Origin of the sequence: Streptantibioticus cattleyicolor NRRL 8057 = DSM 46488, assembly GCF_000240165.1 — a bacterium.
Lineage (GTDB): Bacteria > Actinomycetota > Actinomycetes > Streptomycetales > Streptomycetaceae > Streptantibioticus > Streptantibioticus cattleyicolor.
This window is the reverse complement of sequence record NC_017586.1, coordinates 2,664,908-2,680,734: the sequence shown is the minus strand read 5'-3', so window position 1 is coordinate 2,680,734 and position 15,827 is coordinate 2,664,908. Positions and strand designations below refer to the sequence as shown.

Genomic DNA, 15,827 nt, shown 5'->3' with positions numbered 1-15,827 from the left:
GTCTACGCGGGCTGACCGGCGCCCTCGCCGGTCGTGCTACCGCCGGTACGCGCTGAACCGGCGCGGGCACCGGCGGTACGGGACGCGCCGGTGCGCGCCTCGGCCGGCTGCGCGCCGCCGCCGCCCTTCGCCTCCCCGGCCGTCCGCTGCTCGCCCTTCTCCTTCTCCGGCGACACGAACCGGTACCCCACGTTGCGCACCGTGCCGATCAGCGACTCGTGCTCGGGGCCGAGCTTGGCCCGCAGCCGCCGTACGTGCACGTCCACCGTGCGGGTACCGCCGAAGTAGTCGTACCCCCACACCTCCTGGAGGAGCTGGGCGCGGGTGAAGACCCGGCCGGGGTGCTGGGCGAGGTACTTCAGCAGCTCGAACTCCTTGAACGTCAGGTCGAGCACGCGCCCCTTGAGCTTGGCGCTGTAGGTCGCCTCGTCCACCGACAGGTCGCCGTTGCGGATCTCCGACGGGCTGTCGTCGCCGATCTGCTGGCGCCCCATGGCCAGCCGCAGCCGCGCCTCCACCTCGGCCGGCCCGGCGGTGTCGAGGAGGACGTCGTCCACGCCCCAGTCGGCGGTGACCGCGGCGAGCCCGCCCTCGGTGACCACCAGGATCAGCGGGCACCCCGGGCCGGTCGACCGCAGCAGCTGGCACAGGCTGCGCACCTGCGGCAGATCACGCCTGCCGTCCACCAGGATCACGTCCGCACCGGGGGTGTCCACCAGCGCCGGCCCCTCCGCGGGGGCCACCCGGACTCCGTGCAGCAGCAGACCGAGGGCGGGCAGCACCTCGGTGGAGGGCTGGAGGGCGTTGGTCAGGAGGAGAAGAGAACTCACCGGGTGCTCCCGTCGGTCGTCCGGCCGCGTCGCGTGTGCTGGCCGGCGAGACCGTCCAAAGCTGTCCATGGAGTCGATGGGGTCAATGGAGCAAGTTTGCCAGGTTCATCCCGCGTGTTCAGGTTCTGCCGTCCGTCCGGGCATTTCGGTGTGCGCATGTGCCGAACCCTCCTCGTCCCTGGCGGCGTGCGGGAAGCACGCGACGTGCAGAAAGCACGAAAGGACCCGGGGGCGACGCTGCCCGGATCCTCCAGGCCAGGAGAATAGCCGACATGGAGTCCACGGGTGAGACCGCAGCCGCCTCGCCGGGTGTTCCGTCGATCACGTCCCGTGGTCACGACGCCACCCGGACGAGGGCTTTTCGTCACGTGCTGTTGACGGACGACGGGGTCCGGATCGAGGCCGGGCACCGTCCCCGCGACCGCCGTCCCGCACCGGACGATACGGACGCGACGGACACCGGCGACCTGGCGATCGTGATCGCCCACGGCTTCACCGGCTCCCTCGACCGCCCCGCGGTACGCCGGGCCGCGGCGGCCTTCGCGCACGTCGCGGGGGTGGTCACCTTCTCCTTCCGCGGCCACGGCGGCTCCGGCGGCCGGTCCACCGTCGGCGACCGCGAGGTGCTCGACCTGGACGCGGCGGTCGGCTGGGCCCGTTCCCTCGGCTACCGCCGGGTGGTCACCGTGGGCTTCTCGATGGGCGGTTCGGTGGTGCTCCGGCAGGCGGCGGTCGGGGGGCGCACGGAGGCACGGCCGGACGCCGTGGTGGCGGTCAGTGCACCAGCGCGCTGGTACTACCGGGGCACCGCGCCCATGCGCCGCCTCCACTGGGCGGTGACCCGGCCGGCCGGCCGCCTGGTCTCCCGGTACGGGCTGCGCACCCGCATCCATCCCGAGGACTGGGACCCGGTGCCGCTCTCCCCGGTGGCCGCCGTCCCGCTGATCGCCCCCACCCCGCTGCTGATCGTCCACGGCGACCGGGACCGCTACTTCCCGCTGGACCACCCCTACTCGCTCAAGGACGCCGCCGGGGACGCCGCCGAGCTGTGGATCGAGCCCGGTTTCGGCCACGCCGAGAACGCCGCCCACCCCGGGCTCCTCGCCCGCGTCGGACGCTGGGCGGCCGAGCGGACCGGGTGAGCCGGGGCCGGCGGGCGCGGGCCATCCGTCATCATGGACGCGGCAGCGCCGGTACGACGTATGACGAACGGCCCGGCCGGACCAGCAGACCAGCACGACCAGGAGGAGCCGCCATGGTTGCCGGCGACGCGGCGAGGGCCGTGCCCGCGGGGACGATCCGGTATTGGGCCGCGGCGAAGGCCGCCGCCGGGGTGGCCGAGGAGCCGTACCACGCGGCGACCTTGGCCGACGCGCTCGCGGCGGCCCGCCAACGCCACGCGGACCGGGGGGAGTTCGCCCGCGTACTGGGCAGCTCCTCGTTCCTGGTCGACGGCGCCCCGGTGGGCGGCCGGGACCACGAGTCCGTCCAGCTCGTCGCGGGCGGCACCGTCGAGGTGCTCCCCCCGTTCGCCGGAGGGTGAGGCGCACACCATGACCACCCCGCAGTGGAACGACCCCCAGCCCTGGCCCCCCGCCGACGGTTCCCACCCCGGTGACGGCTACGCCGCCCCGCAGCCCCCGCCCGCCCCTCGGCACGCCGGCCCCGGCTACGGCGACGGGCAGCCCGCGTCCGGTGGCGACGGCGGGCAGCCGAGGCACGGCTACCCGTCCGGTGCCCCCGTGGACCACCAGCCGCCCCCGTCCGCCCCCCGCCACGCCGGCGGCCAGGCCGCCCCCGGCCACAACGGCGCGCAGCCCGCCCACGGCCGCCACGCCGCCCAGCCTCCGCCCGCCCCGGGCTACGGCGGCACGCACGCGGGCCACCAGGTCTCCGCCCCCCTGCCCCCGGCCCAGCCCTACCAGCACCCGTACGCCGGACACCCCGGCCACCCCCCCGCCCCGGCGCCCCCGGCCGTGCCCTGGCCCGAGCCCGCGCCGGCCACCGGGGACGCACCCGTGCCGGAGTCCGCCGCCGGGACGACCGCGGCCCCCGCGGCGACCGTTCGCACCGGGTCTCCGATCATCCCGCCGGGCATCCAGCCCGCCCTGCTGACCGTCGTGCTCGCCGCGCTCACCGCGGGCGGGGCGTGGCTGGGGCGGCCGGCGCTGGCGGTGGCGGCGGTGCTGCTCCAGGCGGTGACGGCGGCCGGGTGGTTCCGGCTCAACGGGATGTGGCCGGCCCGGCAGGGCATCGCGCTGGCGTTCCTCGCCGGGGTGGCCGCCGACGCCGGGTTGCTGGCCGCGCCGACCGGCCAGGCACCGGCGGTGATCCTGGGCACGCTCGGGGTGTGGATCCTGCTCATCCTGGTGCAGCAGATGCGTCACCGGGGGGACGGGGACGAACGGCTGGCGTCGTTGACGGCGACGGCCGCCTCGACCGTGCTGGCCGTGCTCGCCTCGGGTCATCTCGCCGCGGCCGGGACGTCGGCGGGGTACCGCCCGGTGGTGGTGGCCGGGTGCGCGGTGGCCGTGGCGACGGTGGTGCGGGCGGTGCGGTTGCCCGCCGTGATCTCGGTGGTCCTCGCCCTGGCCGCCGCCGCGGGAAGCGGTTACGGCTGTGCGCACCTGATGGGGCTGGGCACCCACGCCGTGCTCTTCGCCGCGGCGGCCGGGGTGTGCGCGGTGATCGGGCTGCACGTGGCCAGTTACGACTGGCCGTCGCGGTTCGTCCACTTCACAGCGGGCGTCGCCCTGCCGCTGGCCGCCGCCGCGCCCGTGGTGTACCTCCTCGGGCACTTCGCGGTGTCGGGTTAGGCTCACCGGCGGGGGAACGGACACCGAAGGCGCTCGAATCCTGGGGGGCGACGCAATGCGGCGTGGCATACGTATCCTGCTGATCCTGGTCGTGGTGGTGGTCGGCCTGCTGGTGGCCGCGGACCGCATCGCGCTCTCCGTCGCCGAGTCCAAGGCGGCCGACCGCATACAGAGCGCCGAGGGGCTCTCCGCCAAGCCGGGGGTCTCCGTCAAGGGCTTCCCGTTCCTGACCCAGGTCCTCGCCAAGAACCTGGACGAGGTCACGGTCAGCGCGACCGATCTGCACCCCAACGGCACCACGGTGGAGGGCGCCACCGGACCGCTGACCATCGCCCGCTTCGACGCCGACCTGCGCGACGTCCGCATCAACTCCGACTTCTCCAGCGCCGTGGCCGACACCGCCTCCGGCACCGCGCTCGTCTCCTACGCCGATCTGACCAAGGCCGCCCCCTCCGGCGTCTCGGTCTCCTACGGCGGCACCGACTCCTCCGGCAAGGGCCGGGTCAAGGTCACCGGAAGCATCACCTTGCCGGTGCTCGGGCAGACGCTCCACCGCAGCGTGCTCAGCGAGATCAGCCTCGACGGCGGGAACGCCGTCCGGCTGCGCGCCCAGGAGATCCCCGGCGGCGACGCCGTCCCCGGCCTCGACCAACTGGTGCGCAGCAAGACCGACTTCACCCGGCGCCTGTCCGGCCTGCCGCACGGCATCCAGCTGTCGTCGATCCGCGCCACCCTCCAGGGCGTCGAGATCACCCTCACCGGCAAGAACGTCTCCCTGACCGGCTGAGTCGGCCGCGCCGCCCGGCCTCCCCGCCGGGACGGCGCCCCCGCACGTCCGACCGCTGAGACAAACCGTCCGCCCCTCAGGCCGACCTCCGCGGAACGGACCGTTCCAGCGGGGTACGCGCCCCCCGCGCGCCCCCGCCGACGCGGCGTCCGACGGAAAGTGTTCCGCCATTCGGACGATCGCGTCTCACCTGACGACACGCCGGTGACACCCGCCCCCGGGCTTCCCTACGATCGGGGCCATGAAGCGACAGGCGGACCTCACGAAGCGGCGGGCAGTCGACCTGTGCCGCGTCGCCGCCATGCTCTGTCGTACGTCCTGAGGGGGCGCGCCCTTCCCCGTCGGCGGCCCGTCCGCCGCCGCCGGGCGCACGTCCACCGGGCCTCCCCGCCCGTCCGCGTCCCCTCCCGCCACCCCGGCCACCTCCGCGCGCCCCCGCCGCCTGCCCGGCGCCCGCCGCGAAGCCGGGGCGGACCCGCACCCCTCAGCACCGCCGCAACTGCCCCGGAGGAGAACAGCATGAGCCGCAGCGACGTCCTGGTAGACGCCGACTGGGTCCAGGCCCACCTCGACGACCCCAAGGTCGTCGTGGTCGAGGTCGACGAGGACACCTCGGCGTACGACAAGAACCACATCAAGAACGCCATCCGCATCGACTGGAAGCAGGACCTCCAGGACCCGGTGCGCCGCGACTTCGTGGACCAGGCGGGGTTCGAGAAGCTGCTGTCCGAGAAGGGCATCGCGGGCGACGACACCGTCGTCCTCTACGGCGGCAACAACAACTGGTTCGCCGCGTACGCGTACTGGTACTTCAAGCTCTACGGCCACCGCGACGTCCGCCTCCTCGACGGCGGTCGCAAGAAGTGGGAGCTGGACTCGCGCGACCTGGTCGCGGAGGTCCCCAGCCGGCCGCGGACCGCGTACAAGGCGCAGCCGCAGGACACCTCGATCCGCGCCTTCCGGGACGACGTGGTCAAGGCCATCGGCAGCCTCAACCTGGTCGACGTGCGTTCCCCCGACGAGTTCAGCGGCAAGCTGCTCGCCCCGGCCCACCTGCCCCAGGAGCAGTCGCAGCGCCCCGGCCACGTGCCGAGCGCCCGCAACATCCCCTGGTCCAAGTCGGCCAACGACGACGGCACCTTCAAGTCCGACGAGGAGCTGAAGTCGCTCTACGAGGGCGAGGGCGTCGACCTGTCCAAGGACACCATCGCCTACTGCCGCATCGGCGAGCGCTCCGCGCACACCTGGTTCGTGCTGCACGAGCTGCTCGGCCAGGCCAACGTCAAGAACTACGACGGTTCGTGGACCGAGTACGGCTCGCTGGTCGGCGTGCCGATCGAGCTCGGCGCCGGCAACTGAACCCCGACACCCCTCGCCCCGAAGGAAGACATCCATGTGTGGAGCCAAGGCCGGCGGCCCGGACGCCTCGTCCGCCAAGACCGGTGAGACCACCATCCAGGGTTCGCTGACCCGGGACGGCGAGCCCGTCGCCGGTTACGTCCGCCTGCTGGACTCGACCGGTGAGTTCACCGCCGAGGTGCCCACCTCGGCCACCGGGCAGTTCCGCTTCTACGCCGCCGAGGGCACCTGGACGCTGCGCGCGCTGGTGCCGGGTGCCACCGTGGACCGCACGGTGGTCGCCCAGCGCGGCGGTCTGGCGGAGGTCGCCATCGCCGTCTGACGGCACGGTTGAGGCCACGGGGCCGCACCCCAGGGTTGGACGCCTGGCGGGGTGCGGCCCCGCGGGCTGTGCGCCCGGCCCGCCGGACGTACCGTGGAAGCATGTACGCGAGACGCCGTCACCGGTACTTCGCGATGATGGGGGTCTGCATCGGGCTCTTCGTGCTGGCCTGGGGAGTCGTGCGGATCTGGTCGGTGCCCGCCGCCGTGGCCATGTGCGTGGTCGCCATGGTCATCCCGCCCTGCGCCGCCATCGTGGCCAACCGGCGTGGCCCGGACGACCCCTGGTGGGACGAGCCGGACGACAGCTGGCTGCGCGACGACCCGCCCGACGACACCTGGCGGGAACGGGAGAAGGCCGCCCGCGACCGCCTCAACCGGGACCCCGGCGACCGAGGACCCGGCCCCGGACCCGGCCCCGACCAGCGCTGAACCGGACGAGGCTCAGTACACCAGCGCCTGCACGCCCTCGCCCATGATCTCCCGCACGAACACCTGCGCCCCGGCGATCCGCACGCCCTCGACCACGTCGTCCTCGGTGATGTCGCGGCGCGCGGCGCACTGCGTGCACAGCGTGACGCGTCCGCCGGTCAGGATCGCGTCGATCAGCTCCGGCAACGGCGCGGCGTGCGGCAGCTCGAACTCCGCGGCGCGGCCCGGCAGCGCGAACCAGGACGACTCACCGGTCAGCCACAGCGACACCTCGACCCCGCTGGCCACGGCCACCGCCGCCACCGTGAACGCCTGCGAGCACCGCTCCGGCGCGTCCGCGCCGGCCGTCACCTTGATCACGAGCTGCTTGGTCACGGCCCCACCCTACGCCGCGCACACCCGCCCACTAGACTCGGCCATGGTCCTTTAGCGTCACCCATCAGCCTGCCCGAGGAGCGCCGCCGTGCTGGAGTACTTCTTCGATGCCCTGCTCGTCCTGGTCTGCGTCGGCGTGCTCGCTTTCGCCGGGCTCTCCTTCAAGAAGCTCTTCCAGGGCCAGCGCTGAGGGCCGGGCGCACCTGCCCCCTCGAAACCACTCACAGATCGCCTGAGTTCCGATGATCGAGATCCCGTCCGACCTCCACCCGGACATCGCCCCGCTGGTCTTCCTCCTCGGTGACTGGGCGGGCGCGGGTGTCTTCGACTTCCCCGGCGCCGAGAAGTGCAACTTCGGCCAGGAAGTGACCTTCCGCCACGACGGCCGCCCGTTCCTGGAGTACACCTCCCACACCTGGGTGCTCGACGGCGACGGCAACAAGGTCCGTCCGCTGGAGAGCGAGAGCGGCTTCTGGCGCGTCGACGGCGACCGCAAGGTCGAGGTCGTCATGACCCGCGACAGCGGCGTCATCGAGATCTGGTACGGCGAGCTGGCCGAGAACAAGCCGCAGATCGACCTGGCCACCGACGCCGTCGCCCGGATCGCCTCCGCCGACGAGTACTCCGGCGGCAAGCGCCTCTTCGGCTACGTCAAGGGCGACCTGATGTGGGTCGGCGAGAAGGCCACCCCCTCGGTCCCGCTGCGCCCCTACATGTCCGCCCACCTCAAGAAGGTCGTCTCCCCGGCCGAGTGGATCAAGGACATCAAGGACCTGCCCGACGACGGCATCGCCTTCTTCAAGTAGGCAAGTAGGCGCCTTCTTCAAGTAGGCCGTTCCCGCAGCGGTCCTACACTGGTCGGGTGGTGACCACCGACTGGAAGAAGGACCTGCGGGAACGCGGTTACCGGCTGACGCCGCAACGCCAACTCGTGCTCGAAGCCGTCGACACCCTTGAGCACGCGACCCCGGACGACATCCTCACCGAGGTCAGGCGCACCGCCAGCGGCGTCAACATCTCCACCGTCTACCGCACGCTGGAACTGCTGGAGGAACTGGGGCTCGTCAGCCATGCCCACCTCGGCCACGGCGCCCCCACCTACCACCTCGCCGACCGCCACCACCACATGCACCTGGTGTGCCGCGACTGCGGCTCGGTCATCGAGGCGGACGTCTCCGTCGCCCAGCCCCTCATCGACGGCCTCCGGCAGCAGTTCGGCTTCGACACCGACATGAAGCACTTCGCGATCTTCGGCCGCTGCGCCGACTGCGCCGGCTCCGCCGCCGGGGGCTGACCCGTTCCCGCACCCGCGAACCGGCCGGGGACCACGTCGTACGCTGGAGCGCATGACCTCCAGTCCCCTGCTCTCCCTCCCCGGCGCCGTCCCCGCGGAAAGCCCCGACGAAGGGGTCGCGGGCCACTACGGCGACCCGTTCCGCGAGCAGCGCGCGCTCGCCGACGGCACCGCCTTCGTGGACCTCTCCCACCGCGGCGTGGTCACCGTCACCGGCGAGGACCGGCTGGCCTGGCTCCACCTGCTGCTCACCCAGCACGTCAGCGAACTCCCCGCGCACCAGGCCACCGAGGCGCTCGTCCTCTCCGCCCACGGCCACGTCGAGCACGCCCTGTACCTGGTGGACGACGGTACGACCACCTGGGCCCACGTCGAACCGGGCACCCAGGGCGACCTGCTCGCCTACCTGGAGAGCATGAAGTTCTTCTACCGCGTCGAGACCGCCGACGCCGGGGACGCGTACGCCGTCGTCCACCTCCCCGCGGGCAACATCACCGAGGTCCCCGCCGACTGGGCGGTCCGCGAGACGCCCTGGGGCCGGGACGTCTTCGTGCCCCGCGCCGAACTGGAGGCATTCGCCGGCCGCGCCGGAACGCCCGCCGGGGTCCTCGCCCACGAGGCGCTGCGCATCGAGGCCCACCGCCCCCGCCTCGGCCTGGAGACCGACCACCGCACCATCCCGCACGAGGTCGGCTGGCTGGAGAGCGCCGTCCACCTGAACAAGGGCTGCTACCGGGGCCAGGAGACCGTCGCCCGGGTCCACAACCTCGGCCGCCCCCCGCGCCGCCTGGTCTTCCTCCACCTCGACGGCAGCGAGGTCAAGCTCCCCGGCCACGGCGCCCCCGTCCGCCTCGCCGAGGACGGCCCCGACGGCCGCCAGATCGGCTTCGTGACCTCCTCCGCCCGCCACCACGAGCTGGGCCCCATCGCCCTCGCCCTGGTCAAGCGGAACGTCCCCGCCGACGCCGTACTCCTCGCCGACACCGTCCCCGCCAACCAGGAGGTCGTCGTCGCGCCGTGAGCGCCGACGCGCGGCTCAGATCTCCAGCACCACGGTGAACGGACCGTCGTTCACCAGCGACACCTTCATCGACGCCCCGAACCGTCCCGTCTCCACCGTCGCGCCCAGCTCGCGCAACCGGGCCACCACCTCGTCCACCAACGGCTCGGCCACCGGGCCGGGCGCGGCGGCGTTCCACGTCGGCCGACGCCCCTTGCGCGCGTCCCCGTACAACGTGAACTGGCTGACCACCAGCAGCGGCGCGTCGATGTCCGAGCACGACCGCTCGTCCGGCAGGATCCGCAGCGACCACAGCTTGCGGGCGAGCTGCGCCGCCTTCTCCGGGGTGTCGTCGTGCGTCACCCCGACCAGGACGCACAGGCCCGGGCCGGTGATCTTGCCTACGGTCTCGCCGTCCACGGTCACGGCGGCTTCGGTCACTCGCTGGGCTACGGCACGCATGGCGCCCATTCTCGCTCGTTCGGGCGCGGCGACGCTGCGCCGGGTGCGGGCGCGGTGGCACGATCTGTGCCAGGCGGCGCCCCGGGGGCCCGTGCGGTGCCGCCCGAGGAGGGGAACGCCCACGCAATGACCACGCCACAAGATCCCGTCAACGGGACACCGGACCCCGGCGCCACCGTCATCGGCACCGGAACCGCCCACACCACCGGCTCCGCGCCCACCAACCTCACCGATCTCACCGCCCTCGCCCTGCCCCGGCTCCGCACCCTGCGCCGCGACGCCCAGCAGGAAGAAGCCGACCTGTCCTACCTGCGCCGCCTCCTCCAGGGCCGCGTCGACATCCTCCGCGCCGAACTGGCCAGGCGAACCGATCCGCCAGCCGGACGCCCGGCCCCGCCGCCCCGCCGCCCCGTCGTCCTCCCCGCCGCCCTGCCCCTGCTCGACCGGCTTCCCGAGATCCTCACCGACGACCCCTCCGCGGTACGCCAGTCCGCCCGACACGTGACGTTGGGCACCCCCCGGGGCGCCGAATACCGCCGGCTCGCCGATCGGATACTGGACGACGTCGGCCTCTCCGACCTCTCCGCCCGCACCGACACCGAGCTACGAGCCGGTCTCGCCCGCATGGAGGCCCTGGAGCAGGACATCTCCCGCCGCCGCCGTGGCCTCCAGGAGACCGTCGACGGTTGCAGCGCCGAGATCACCCGCAGGTACCGTGAAGGTGAAGCACGAATCGACGATCTGCTCTCCGGCGCCTAGCCGGGCGGCCCGGGGCCACCCCCCGGGAGGCCGCCCGCCCGCCACCGAGGGCGGGCGCACCTACCCGGAAGGCCGACGATGACGTCAGTTGTCCCTGACCAGCACGCCCAGCTCCCCGTCCTCGCCGAGGTCGTACGCTCCGGCTTCACCGAGGGCCGCCACCACGGCTCCCTCGTGGTCCTCGACGCGGACGGCAAGGTCGAGCTGGCCCTCGGCGACGTCACCTCCCCGGTCTTCCCCCGCTCCAGCAACAAGCCCATGCAGGCCGAGGCCGTCCTGCGCGCCGGGGTCGACCTGGACGGCGAACTCCTCGCGCTGGCCGCAGCCAGCCACTCCGGAGAAACGTTTCACCTCGACGGTGTCCGCCGCCTCCTCGCCGCCGCCGGTCTCCCCGAGTCCGCCCTCCGCACCCCCGCCGACCTCCCCCTCGACGCCACCGAGTCCGAGACGTGGCTCGCCGCCGGAGGCGTCCGCAAGCCCATCCTCATGAACTGCTCGGGCAAGCACGCCGCCATGCTCTGGGCCTGCGTCCGCAACGGCTGGCCCACCGAGAGCTACCTCGACCAGGACCACCCCCTCCAGCGCCTCGTCCTCGACGTCGTACGGGAACGCAGCGGCGAGAGCGTCGACCACGTCGGCGTCGACGGCTGCGGCGCCCCCCTCATGGCCATCTCCCTCACCGGCCTCGCCCGCGTCTTCCGCTCCTACGTCACCGCCGACCCCGGCACCCCGGCCCGCCGCGTCGCCGACGCCATGCGCGCCCACCCCGAGTACGTCGCGGGCACCCGCCGCCCCGACACCTGGCTCATGCGCGAACTGCCCGGCACCCTCTCCAAGATGGGCGCCGAGGCCGTCCAGGCCGTCGCCCTCCCGGACGGCCGCGCCCTCGCCTTCAAGATCGACGACGGCGCCTCCCGCGCCCTCGGCCCCGTCCTCGCCCGCACCCTGCGCACCATGGGCGTCGACGCCCCGGTCCTCGACCGCATAGCCGACGCCCCGCTGCTCGGCGGCGGCGTACGCGTCGGGGAGATCCGCGCCGCGTTCTGAGGTGCCGGGACGTTCCGCGCCGTCGCGTACGGGAACGCGACGGCGCGGGCCGCCCCCTCGCTGTTACGGAAGCGGAATCCCTTGTTACCGAAGGCGGACAGAACCCCAAGAACCATTGCCGCCCGCAGAGCCATCTCATGGATGTAACCAACAGCTGATCCGGCCGGCCGCCCGCGGAAGCGGACGGCGGCGCCGCATCCCGACATCCCGTGGGGGCTCCACCATGACCACGCGCCGCGCTCGCCGTACCGTCCGTTCCGCCGGTCTGCTCGCGATCGCCGCCGCCGCGGCGTTCTCGCTGACCGCCTGCGGCCCGAACGACCCCGCCGGATCGAGCAACGCCGCCGGGTCCGGGAACGCCTCCGCCTCCACGTCCACCTCCGGTACGGGCAGCACCGGTTCAAGCGCTCAGGGCGGGACCTCCGGCACCCACCACTCCACCACGGCGGGCACCGCGTCCACCAACGGTGGGACGACGTCCCCGACCCGTACCCAGACCCTGCCGGACGGCAGCAAGGCCGAGATCTACCGGCTCGGCTCCCAGCACTACCGCGCCAAGATCGTCAACAACGGCTCCGTCCTGGCCACCCTGGAGACCAACCAGCACGACGCCGGACTCGACGCCAACGACATGTTCGTCGTGCTCACCCTGGACGGCCAGGTCCACGCCTGGATGGGCGGCGGCCACCAGGGACCGGGCACCTTCGACCTCGCGGGCGGCTGGAAGGCCAAGGTCACCAAGGTCGGCGAACTCCGCTACCGCGCGCAGATCATCGGCAACGACGGCTCGGTGGACGCCACGCTGGAGACCGACCAGCACGACGTCGGCCTCGACGCCAACGGCGCGTACGTCGTCCTCAGCAACGGCGGTGTGATCAGCGCCCACATGTAGGGCATTCACCGTCACGGGTGGAGATTCGCCGATTCGCACGCCGCATTCGAGGACGCTCACTAAGGGCTGTCCCGTAAATGATCTCTGACGGGTCTGGTGGCCTGCTGGTTTCTGCGTCACCCGGCAAGGACGAGGTTGTGCAGGCGGGCGATGCCGAGCATGGCGTGCTGGACGCCGTCGCCCTTCAGCCGGCAGTCGCGAAGGATCTTCCAGCCCTTCATCCGGGCGAAGACGTGCTCTACACGGGCGCGGACTTTGCGGTGGGAGGCGTTGTGCTCCTCCTTCCATTCCGGGAGTTCGGTCTGGCCCTTCTCGCGGCGGTGCGGGATGACCAGGCCGGTGCCCCGGTAGCCGCCATCTGCGATGACCGTGGTCTTGCCGACGGCGTCTTTCGCGCCGGACAGCTCCCACGCCTTGCAGTCGTTGCGGTTGCCTGCGACTGGTCGGCCGACCGCGACGACGAGCCGGGTGTCGGCGTCGATGACGACCTGGTGGTTGGTGGAGTACCGGTAGTTCTTGGACTGCTCGGCGATGGTGTGGTCACGGGTGGGAACGAGGGTGCCGTCCACGATGAGCACGGTGTCCTTGCGGAACCGCTTGCGCTGCTGGAGCGCGAGCGCGGGCCCGAGGTGGTCGATGATGCGGTCGGCCGCCGACTTGGACACCCCGAACAGCGGGGCCAGTTGGCGCAGGGTCAGGTTCGTCCGCCAGTACGCGGCGATCAGGAGCACGCGGTCCTCCAGCGGCAGGCTCCATGGCCGACCCTTGCGCACCGGGTCCACACCCTCACGCCGGAGCGCGGTGATCAGCTTGCCGAACTGGCGCGGGCTCAGCCCAGTGAACGGGGCTATCCAGGAGGGCTCAGACGCCGTGATCACACCAGACACAGCCAGATCATCTCACCCGTGACCAGCAGTTACGGGACAGCCCTTAGCCTGACCGCACGCGAAAAGGGGAGGTGCGGTCGGCATGATCAACAATCAAGGGTCGAGCAACCTGCGCATGTTCGGCTCGTGCGTACGGTATTTGCGCCTGCGCGCGGGCTTGTCCCTGGAACAACTCGGCGCGCTCACCAACTACTCGAAGTCGCTGGTCGCGGCCATCGAGACGGGGGACCGGATGCCGAGCGAGGCGTTCATCCTCAAGGCGGGGAAGGTGTTCGGGGCGGAAGATCTCCTGATGGAGATGGCGCAGCATCTGTCGCGGGAGACGTACCCGAAGTGGTTCCTGGAGTTCTTGGAGTTGGAGAAGAAGGCGCGCGCTCTCCATACGTACGAGAACCATGTGATCCCGGGCTTGCTGCAAACCGAGGAGTACATGCGGGCGGTCTTCTCGGCGCATTGCCCGGCGCTGGACGACAAGCAGATCGAGGAACGGGTCGCGGGCCGACTGGCGCGTCACGTGATCTTCGACCGAAGGCCTGCGCCGGTGCTGAGCTTCGTCCTGGAGATGGCTACCATCCTGCGGCCGATCGGCGGGCTGGCGGTGCAACGAGCCCAGTTGAAGCGGTTGTTGGAGGTATCGGAGCAGCGTAACGTCGAGATCCAGCTCATGCGGTTGGAACGCGACACGCACGCGGGGCTCAACGGGCCGTTCGTACTGTTGGAGACCGACGACCGCCGCAACCTGGCGTATGTGGAGGGCCAGCATGGCAGCCGGGTGTTCGAAGATCCGGAGATCGTCAGCGACCTGACCGCGCGCTATGGGATCATCCGCGCACAGGCTTCCAGCCCCGAAGAGTCCAGGCGTCTGATCGAACAGGTGGCGAAGGAACTATGAGCACGGAACTGGCGTGGTTCAAGTCCAGCTACAGCGGCAGCCAGGGCGGCAACTGCGTCGAAGTAGCCCTTGCCTGGCGCAAGTCGAGCTACAGCGGTGACCAGGGCGGCAACTGCGTCGAGGTGGCGGCGTGCCCGTCCACCGTTCACGTGCGGGACTCCAAGGACAAGTCCGGCCCGACGCTGTCCTTCTCCCCGGACGCCTGGTCCGCCTTCGTCTCGTTCGCCGCGACCGCGCCGGTAGAGTAACCGTTCGTTCACAGACCGCAAACGGCCCTCAGAGGTGCTGCAACACCACCTGAGGGCCTGCACCGCCAAGTGCTGAAGAGGAGCACCTGGGATGTTGAAGCATGCTATCGCGCCTGCCCGCTTCTTTTCGCAGACGCCCAACGACCTCATCCGCCACCCCCGCCTGACCGGCTGCGCCGTCCGCCTCCTCCAATGGGCCCTCTCCCTGCCGGACGGCTCCCGCGAAACCCTCACCTCCCTCGCCGCCAAAATGCCCGAGGGCCGCACCACCATCCGCAACGCCCGCCGCCAACTCGAAGCGGAAGGCTACGTCCACACCCGCCGCCGTCAGGACCTCGCCTCCGGCCGCTGGACGACCCAAGTCCTGGTGAGCAACGTTCCGTTGACCGACCCGACGGTCATCGACGCTGCCTTCCACGGCACCGCCCCGACCTCCCGTATCCCGACACTCGGCGCTCCGGCGTCTCGGGCCGTCGGCGGATCCACCAAGGTGGAGAAGACGTTGGGGAACACCCCCAACCACGTGGAGCGAGGCGTTCGTCCCCGTAGCCGAGAGCGCGCGGCATCCCCCGGCGAGCGCGTCGGCCCGCCCGCCGGCCGCCGGGTCGCCCGTGGCCCGGAGCCCGTGGCGTCCGGAGGTTCCCGTACCGGTGAGCGCGCCGCGAGGAGGTCGGCTCGTGCGAGCCGCGTCGTGCGGGTCCCCTTGTCGCCCGGGGGAGTTGACGTGGCTGTCGTCGGGACGTCGCTCGGCGCGCGGGGCCGTACGCGTGGGGGCGAACGGGGCGGCGGGGCGTCGCGGGGGAGGGGCCGCCCGATCGCCCCGGCGGACGGCTCCGCCACGGTGTCGTCCCGGAGCGGGAGCGGGAGCGTGAGCGGGGGCCGGACCCGGGTCCGGGTCCGGAAGCGTGACGTGACCATGCCGCCGGAACGCGTCCGCGCCGCCGCGCTGCTGACCGACCTGGGCAGCCACGACCCCCGCCTCAGCCTCAGCGTCCTCGACGTCGCCCGTCTGACCCCGTTGGCCGCGCGATGGCTCGCGTCGGGCCTCCCGGATACCGCCCTCCACACCGCCCTGACGGCGTCCCTCCCACCCCTCATCCACTCCCCGGCCGCCCTCCTCACCCACCGCCTCCGCACCGAACCCCCTCTTCCGCCCCAACCTCCCCGCCCCCACCACCCCTCCGGCCCCCTCCCCGAATGCACCTCCTGCCGCGACCCCCTGCCCCGAAACTCCTCCGCCCACCACTGCCACCGCTGCGCGAGCGTCCCCGTCCCTCTGGCAACGTGAAAAACCATGCGTGCTCTGGCTCACTCGTTCGGGTGACTTCCCCGCAGCCCCCGCCGCGCTGGCGGCGCCGCCCGCCGCGCGCGTTCGAAGCGACCGTCGCCCCGAGGCCCCGCCCGTCCCCGTCCGTCTTGGGGCGCC

General features: G+C 72.4%; 21 protein-coding genes. 17 read left to right on the top strand and 4 right to left on the bottom strand.

Going from position 1 to position 15,827, the window contains the following annotated elements; translation table 11 throughout:
* Positions 1 to 2: 2 nt before the first annotated feature.
* Positions 3 to 830 carry a response regulator transcription factor gene (locus SCATT_RS11935; RefSeq protein WP_014143296.1) on the bottom strand — a complete coding sequence of 276 codons (828 nt, stop codon included), beginning with the start codon at positions 828 to 830 and terminating at the stop codon, positions 3 to 5.
* 272 nt (positions 831 to 1,102) lie between these two features.
* Between SCATT_RS11935 and SCATT_RS11930 the strand changes: the two genes are divergently transcribed.
* The 8 genes from SCATT_RS11930 to SCATT_RS11900 all read left to right on the top strand — a co-directional run bounded on the left by SCATT_RS11930 (position 1,103) and on the right by SCATT_RS11900 (position 6,545).
* Positions 1,103 to 1,972 carry an alpha/beta hydrolase gene (locus SCATT_RS11930; RefSeq protein WP_014627922.1) on the top strand — a complete coding sequence of 290 codons (870 nt, stop codon included), beginning with the start codon at positions 1,103 to 1,105 and terminating at the stop codon, positions 1,970 to 1,972.
* Between the two features lie 113 nt (positions 1,973 to 2,085).
* A complete protein-coding gene (locus SCATT_RS11925) occupies positions 2,086 to 2,373 on the top strand; it encodes a MoaD/ThiS family protein (protein WP_014627921.1) in 288 nt (95 codons plus the stop codon).
* Positions 2,374 to 2,383: 10 nt separating this feature from the next.
* Positions 2,384 to 3,646: a hypothetical protein gene (locus SCATT_RS40305; RefSeq protein WP_014627920.1), complete on the top strand. Its 1,263-nt coding sequence runs from the start codon at positions 2,384 to 2,386 to the stop codon at positions 3,644 to 3,646.
* Between the two features lie 55 nt (positions 3,647 to 3,701).
* Entirely contained in the window at positions 3,702 to 4,433 is a 732-nt protein-coding gene (locus SCATT_RS11915) for an LmeA family phospholipid-binding protein (RefSeq protein WP_014143292.1), read from the top strand.
* A gap of 241 nt (positions 4,434 to 4,674) precedes the next feature.
* Positions 4,675 to 4,755: a putative leader peptide gene (locus SCATT_RS40740; protein ID WP_350240574.1), complete on the top strand. Its 81-nt coding sequence runs from the start codon at positions 4,675 to 4,677 to the stop codon at positions 4,753 to 4,755.
* A gap of 197 nt (positions 4,756 to 4,952) precedes the next feature.
* Positions 4,953 to 5,792, top strand: coding sequence for a sulfurtransferase (locus SCATT_RS11910; RefSeq protein WP_014143291.1), 840 nt, complete (start codon positions 4,953 to 4,955; stop codon positions 5,790 to 5,792).
* 34 nt (positions 5,793 to 5,826) lie between these two features.
* Positions 5,827 to 6,114, top strand: coding sequence for a DUF1416 domain-containing protein (locus SCATT_RS11905; RefSeq protein ID WP_014143290.1), 288 nt, complete (start codon positions 5,827 to 5,829; stop codon positions 6,112 to 6,114).
* 101 nt (positions 6,115 to 6,215) lie between these two features.
* Positions 6,216 to 6,545, top strand: coding sequence for a DUF3099 domain-containing protein (locus SCATT_RS11900; RefSeq protein WP_014143289.1), 330 nt, complete (start codon positions 6,216 to 6,218; stop codon positions 6,543 to 6,545).
* Between the two features lie 12 nt (positions 6,546 to 6,557).
* Here the strand turns inward: SCATT_RS11900 and SCATT_RS11895 are convergent, their stop codons facing one another.
* The gene (locus tag SCATT_RS11895) at positions 6,558 to 6,920 is read right to left on the bottom strand and encodes a DsrE family protein (protein ID WP_014143288.1); all 363 of its coding nucleotides are present in this window, start codon (positions 6,918 to 6,920) and stop codon (positions 6,558 to 6,560) included.
* A 242-nt stretch (positions 6,921 to 7,162) separates the two neighbouring features.
* Between SCATT_RS11895 and SCATT_RS11885 the strand changes: the two genes are divergently transcribed.
* Genes SCATT_RS11885 through ygfZ form a run of 3 tightly spaced genes read left to right on the top strand, consistent with a single transcriptional unit; the run spans position 7,163 to position 9,235 of the window.
* Positions 7,163 to 7,726, top strand: coding sequence for a heme-binding beta-barrel domain-containing protein (locus tag SCATT_RS11885; RefSeq protein WP_014143286.1), 564 nt, complete (start codon positions 7,163 to 7,165; stop codon positions 7,724 to 7,726).
* A gap of 56 nt (positions 7,727 to 7,782) precedes the next feature.
* A complete protein-coding gene (locus SCATT_RS11880) occupies positions 7,783 to 8,214 on the top strand; it encodes a Fur family transcriptional regulator (RefSeq protein WP_014143285.1) in 432 nt (143 codons plus the stop codon).
* 52 nt (positions 8,215 to 8,266) lie between these two features.
* Positions 8,267 to 9,235: a CAF17-like 4Fe-4S cluster assembly/insertion protein YgfZ gene (gene ygfZ, locus SCATT_RS11875; RefSeq protein WP_014143284.1), complete on the top strand. Its 969-nt coding sequence runs from the start codon at positions 8,267 to 8,269 to the stop codon at positions 9,233 to 9,235.
* Positions 9,236 to 9,250: 15 nt separating this feature from the next.
* Here the strand turns inward: ygfZ and dtd are convergent, their stop codons facing one another.
* Complete coding sequence (gene dtd, locus SCATT_RS11870) at positions 9,251 to 9,676, bottom strand: D-aminoacyl-tRNA deacylase (RefSeq protein ID WP_014143283.1); 426 nt, start codon at positions 9,674 to 9,676, stop codon at positions 9,251 to 9,253.
* A 126-nt stretch (positions 9,677 to 9,802) separates the two neighbouring features.
* Between dtd and SCATT_RS11865 the strand changes: the two genes are divergently transcribed.
* The 3 genes from SCATT_RS11865 (at position 9,803) to SCATT_RS11855 (ending at position 12,374) form a co-directional block, all read left to right on the top strand.
* Positions 9,803 to 10,435, top strand: coding sequence for an RsiG family protein (locus SCATT_RS11865; protein ID WP_014143282.1), 633 nt, complete (start codon positions 9,803 to 9,805; stop codon positions 10,433 to 10,435).
* Between the two features lie 78 nt (positions 10,436 to 10,513).
* Positions 10,514 to 11,482: an asparaginase gene (locus SCATT_RS11860; RefSeq protein ID WP_014143281.1), complete on the top strand. Its 969-nt coding sequence runs from the start codon at positions 10,514 to 10,516 to the stop codon at positions 11,480 to 11,482.
* Between the two features lie 223 nt (positions 11,483 to 11,705).
* Positions 11,706 to 12,374: a hypothetical protein gene (locus tag SCATT_RS11855; RefSeq protein ID WP_014143280.1), complete on the top strand. Its 669-nt coding sequence runs from the start codon at positions 11,706 to 11,708 to the stop codon at positions 12,372 to 12,374.
* A gap of 116 nt (positions 12,375 to 12,490) precedes the next feature.
* Here the strand turns inward: SCATT_RS11855 and SCATT_RS11850 are convergent, their stop codons facing one another.
* Positions 12,491 to 13,261 (bottom strand): IS5/IS1182 family transposase, encoded by a 771-nt coding sequence (locus SCATT_RS11850; RefSeq protein ID WP_014626964.1) that lies wholly within the window; start codon positions 13,259 to 13,261, stop codon positions 12,491 to 12,493.
* An 82-nt stretch (positions 13,262 to 13,343) separates the two neighbouring features.
* Between SCATT_RS11850 and SCATT_RS11845 the strand changes: the two genes are divergently transcribed.
* The 3 genes from SCATT_RS11845 to SCATT_RS38555 all read left to right on the top strand — a co-directional run bounded on the left by SCATT_RS11845 (position 13,344) and on the right by SCATT_RS38555 (position 15,689).
* Positions 13,344 to 14,153 (top strand): helix-turn-helix domain-containing protein, encoded by an 810-nt coding sequence (locus tag SCATT_RS11845; protein WP_014143279.1) that lies wholly within the window; start codon positions 13,344 to 13,346, stop codon positions 14,151 to 14,153.
* Entirely contained in the window at positions 14,150 to 14,401 is a 252-nt protein-coding gene (locus SCATT_RS11840; RefSeq protein ID WP_014143278.1) for a DUF397 domain-containing protein, read from the top strand. Before SCATT_RS11845 ends, SCATT_RS11840 begins: the two co-directional genes overlap by 4 nt.
* A 910-nt stretch (positions 14,402 to 15,311) precedes the next feature.
* Positions 15,312 to 15,689, top strand: coding sequence for a hypothetical protein (locus SCATT_RS38555; protein ID WP_014627918.1), 378 nt, complete (start codon positions 15,312 to 15,314; stop codon positions 15,687 to 15,689).
* Positions 15,690 to 15,827 lie beyond the last annotated feature (138 nt).

What these genes read in the sequence shown, in the direction of transcription:
- SCATT_RS11930 (WP_014627922.1), top strand. Translation starts at nt 1,103, where the DNA reads ATGGAGTCCACGGGTGAGACCGCAGCCGCCTCGCCGGGTGTTCCGTCG.
- SCATT_RS11925 (WP_014627921.1), top strand. Translation starts at nt 2,086, where the DNA reads ATGGTTGCCGGCGACGCGGCGAGGGCCGTGCCCGCGGGGACGATCCGG.
- SCATT_RS40305 (WP_014627920.1), top strand. Translation starts at nt 2,384, where the DNA reads ATGACCACCCCGCAGTGGAACGACCCCCAGCCCTGGCCCCCCGCCGAC.
- SCATT_RS11915 (WP_014143292.1), top strand. Translation starts at nt 3,702, where the DNA reads ATGCGGCGTGGCATACGTATCCTGCTGATCCTGGTCGTGGTGGTGGTC.
- SCATT_RS40740 (WP_350240574.1), top strand. Translation starts at nt 4,675, where the DNA reads ATGAAGCGACAGGCGGACCTCACGAAGCGGCGGGCAGTCGACCTGTGC.
- SCATT_RS11910 (WP_014143291.1), top strand. Translation starts at nt 4,953, where the DNA reads ATGAGCCGCAGCGACGTCCTGGTAGACGCCGACTGGGTCCAGGCCCAC.
- SCATT_RS11905 (WP_014143290.1), top strand. Translation starts at nt 5,827, where the DNA reads ATGTGTGGAGCCAAGGCCGGCGGCCCGGACGCCTCGTCCGCCAAGACC.
- SCATT_RS11900 (WP_014143289.1), top strand. Translation starts at nt 6,216, where the DNA reads ATGTACGCGAGACGCCGTCACCGGTACTTCGCGATGATGGGGGTCTGC.
- SCATT_RS11885 (WP_014143286.1), top strand. Translation starts at nt 7,163, where the DNA reads ATGATCGAGATCCCGTCCGACCTCCACCCGGACATCGCCCCGCTGGTC.
- ygfZ (WP_014143284.1), top strand. Translation starts at nt 8,267, where the DNA reads ATGACCTCCAGTCCCCTGCTCTCCCTCCCCGGCGCCGTCCCCGCGGAA.
- dtd (WP_014143283.1), bottom strand. Translation starts at nt 9,676, where the DNA reads ATGCGTGCCGTAGCCCAGCGAGTGACCGAAGCCGCCGTGACCGTGGAC.
- SCATT_RS11865 (WP_014143282.1), top strand. Translation starts at nt 9,803, where the DNA reads ATGACCACGCCACAAGATCCCGTCAACGGGACACCGGACCCCGGCGCC.
- SCATT_RS11860 (WP_014143281.1), top strand. Translation starts at nt 10,514, where the DNA reads ATGACGTCAGTTGTCCCTGACCAGCACGCCCAGCTCCCCGTCCTCGCC.
- SCATT_RS11855 (WP_014143280.1), top strand. Translation starts at nt 11,706, where the DNA reads ATGACCACGCGCCGCGCTCGCCGTACCGTCCGTTCCGCCGGTCTGCTC.
- SCATT_RS11845 (WP_014143279.1), top strand. Translation starts at nt 13,344, where the DNA reads ATGATCAACAATCAAGGGTCGAGCAACCTGCGCATGTTCGGCTCGTGC.
- SCATT_RS11840 (WP_014143278.1), top strand. Translation starts at nt 14,150, where the DNA reads ATGAGCACGGAACTGGCGTGGTTCAAGTCCAGCTACAGCGGCAGCCAG.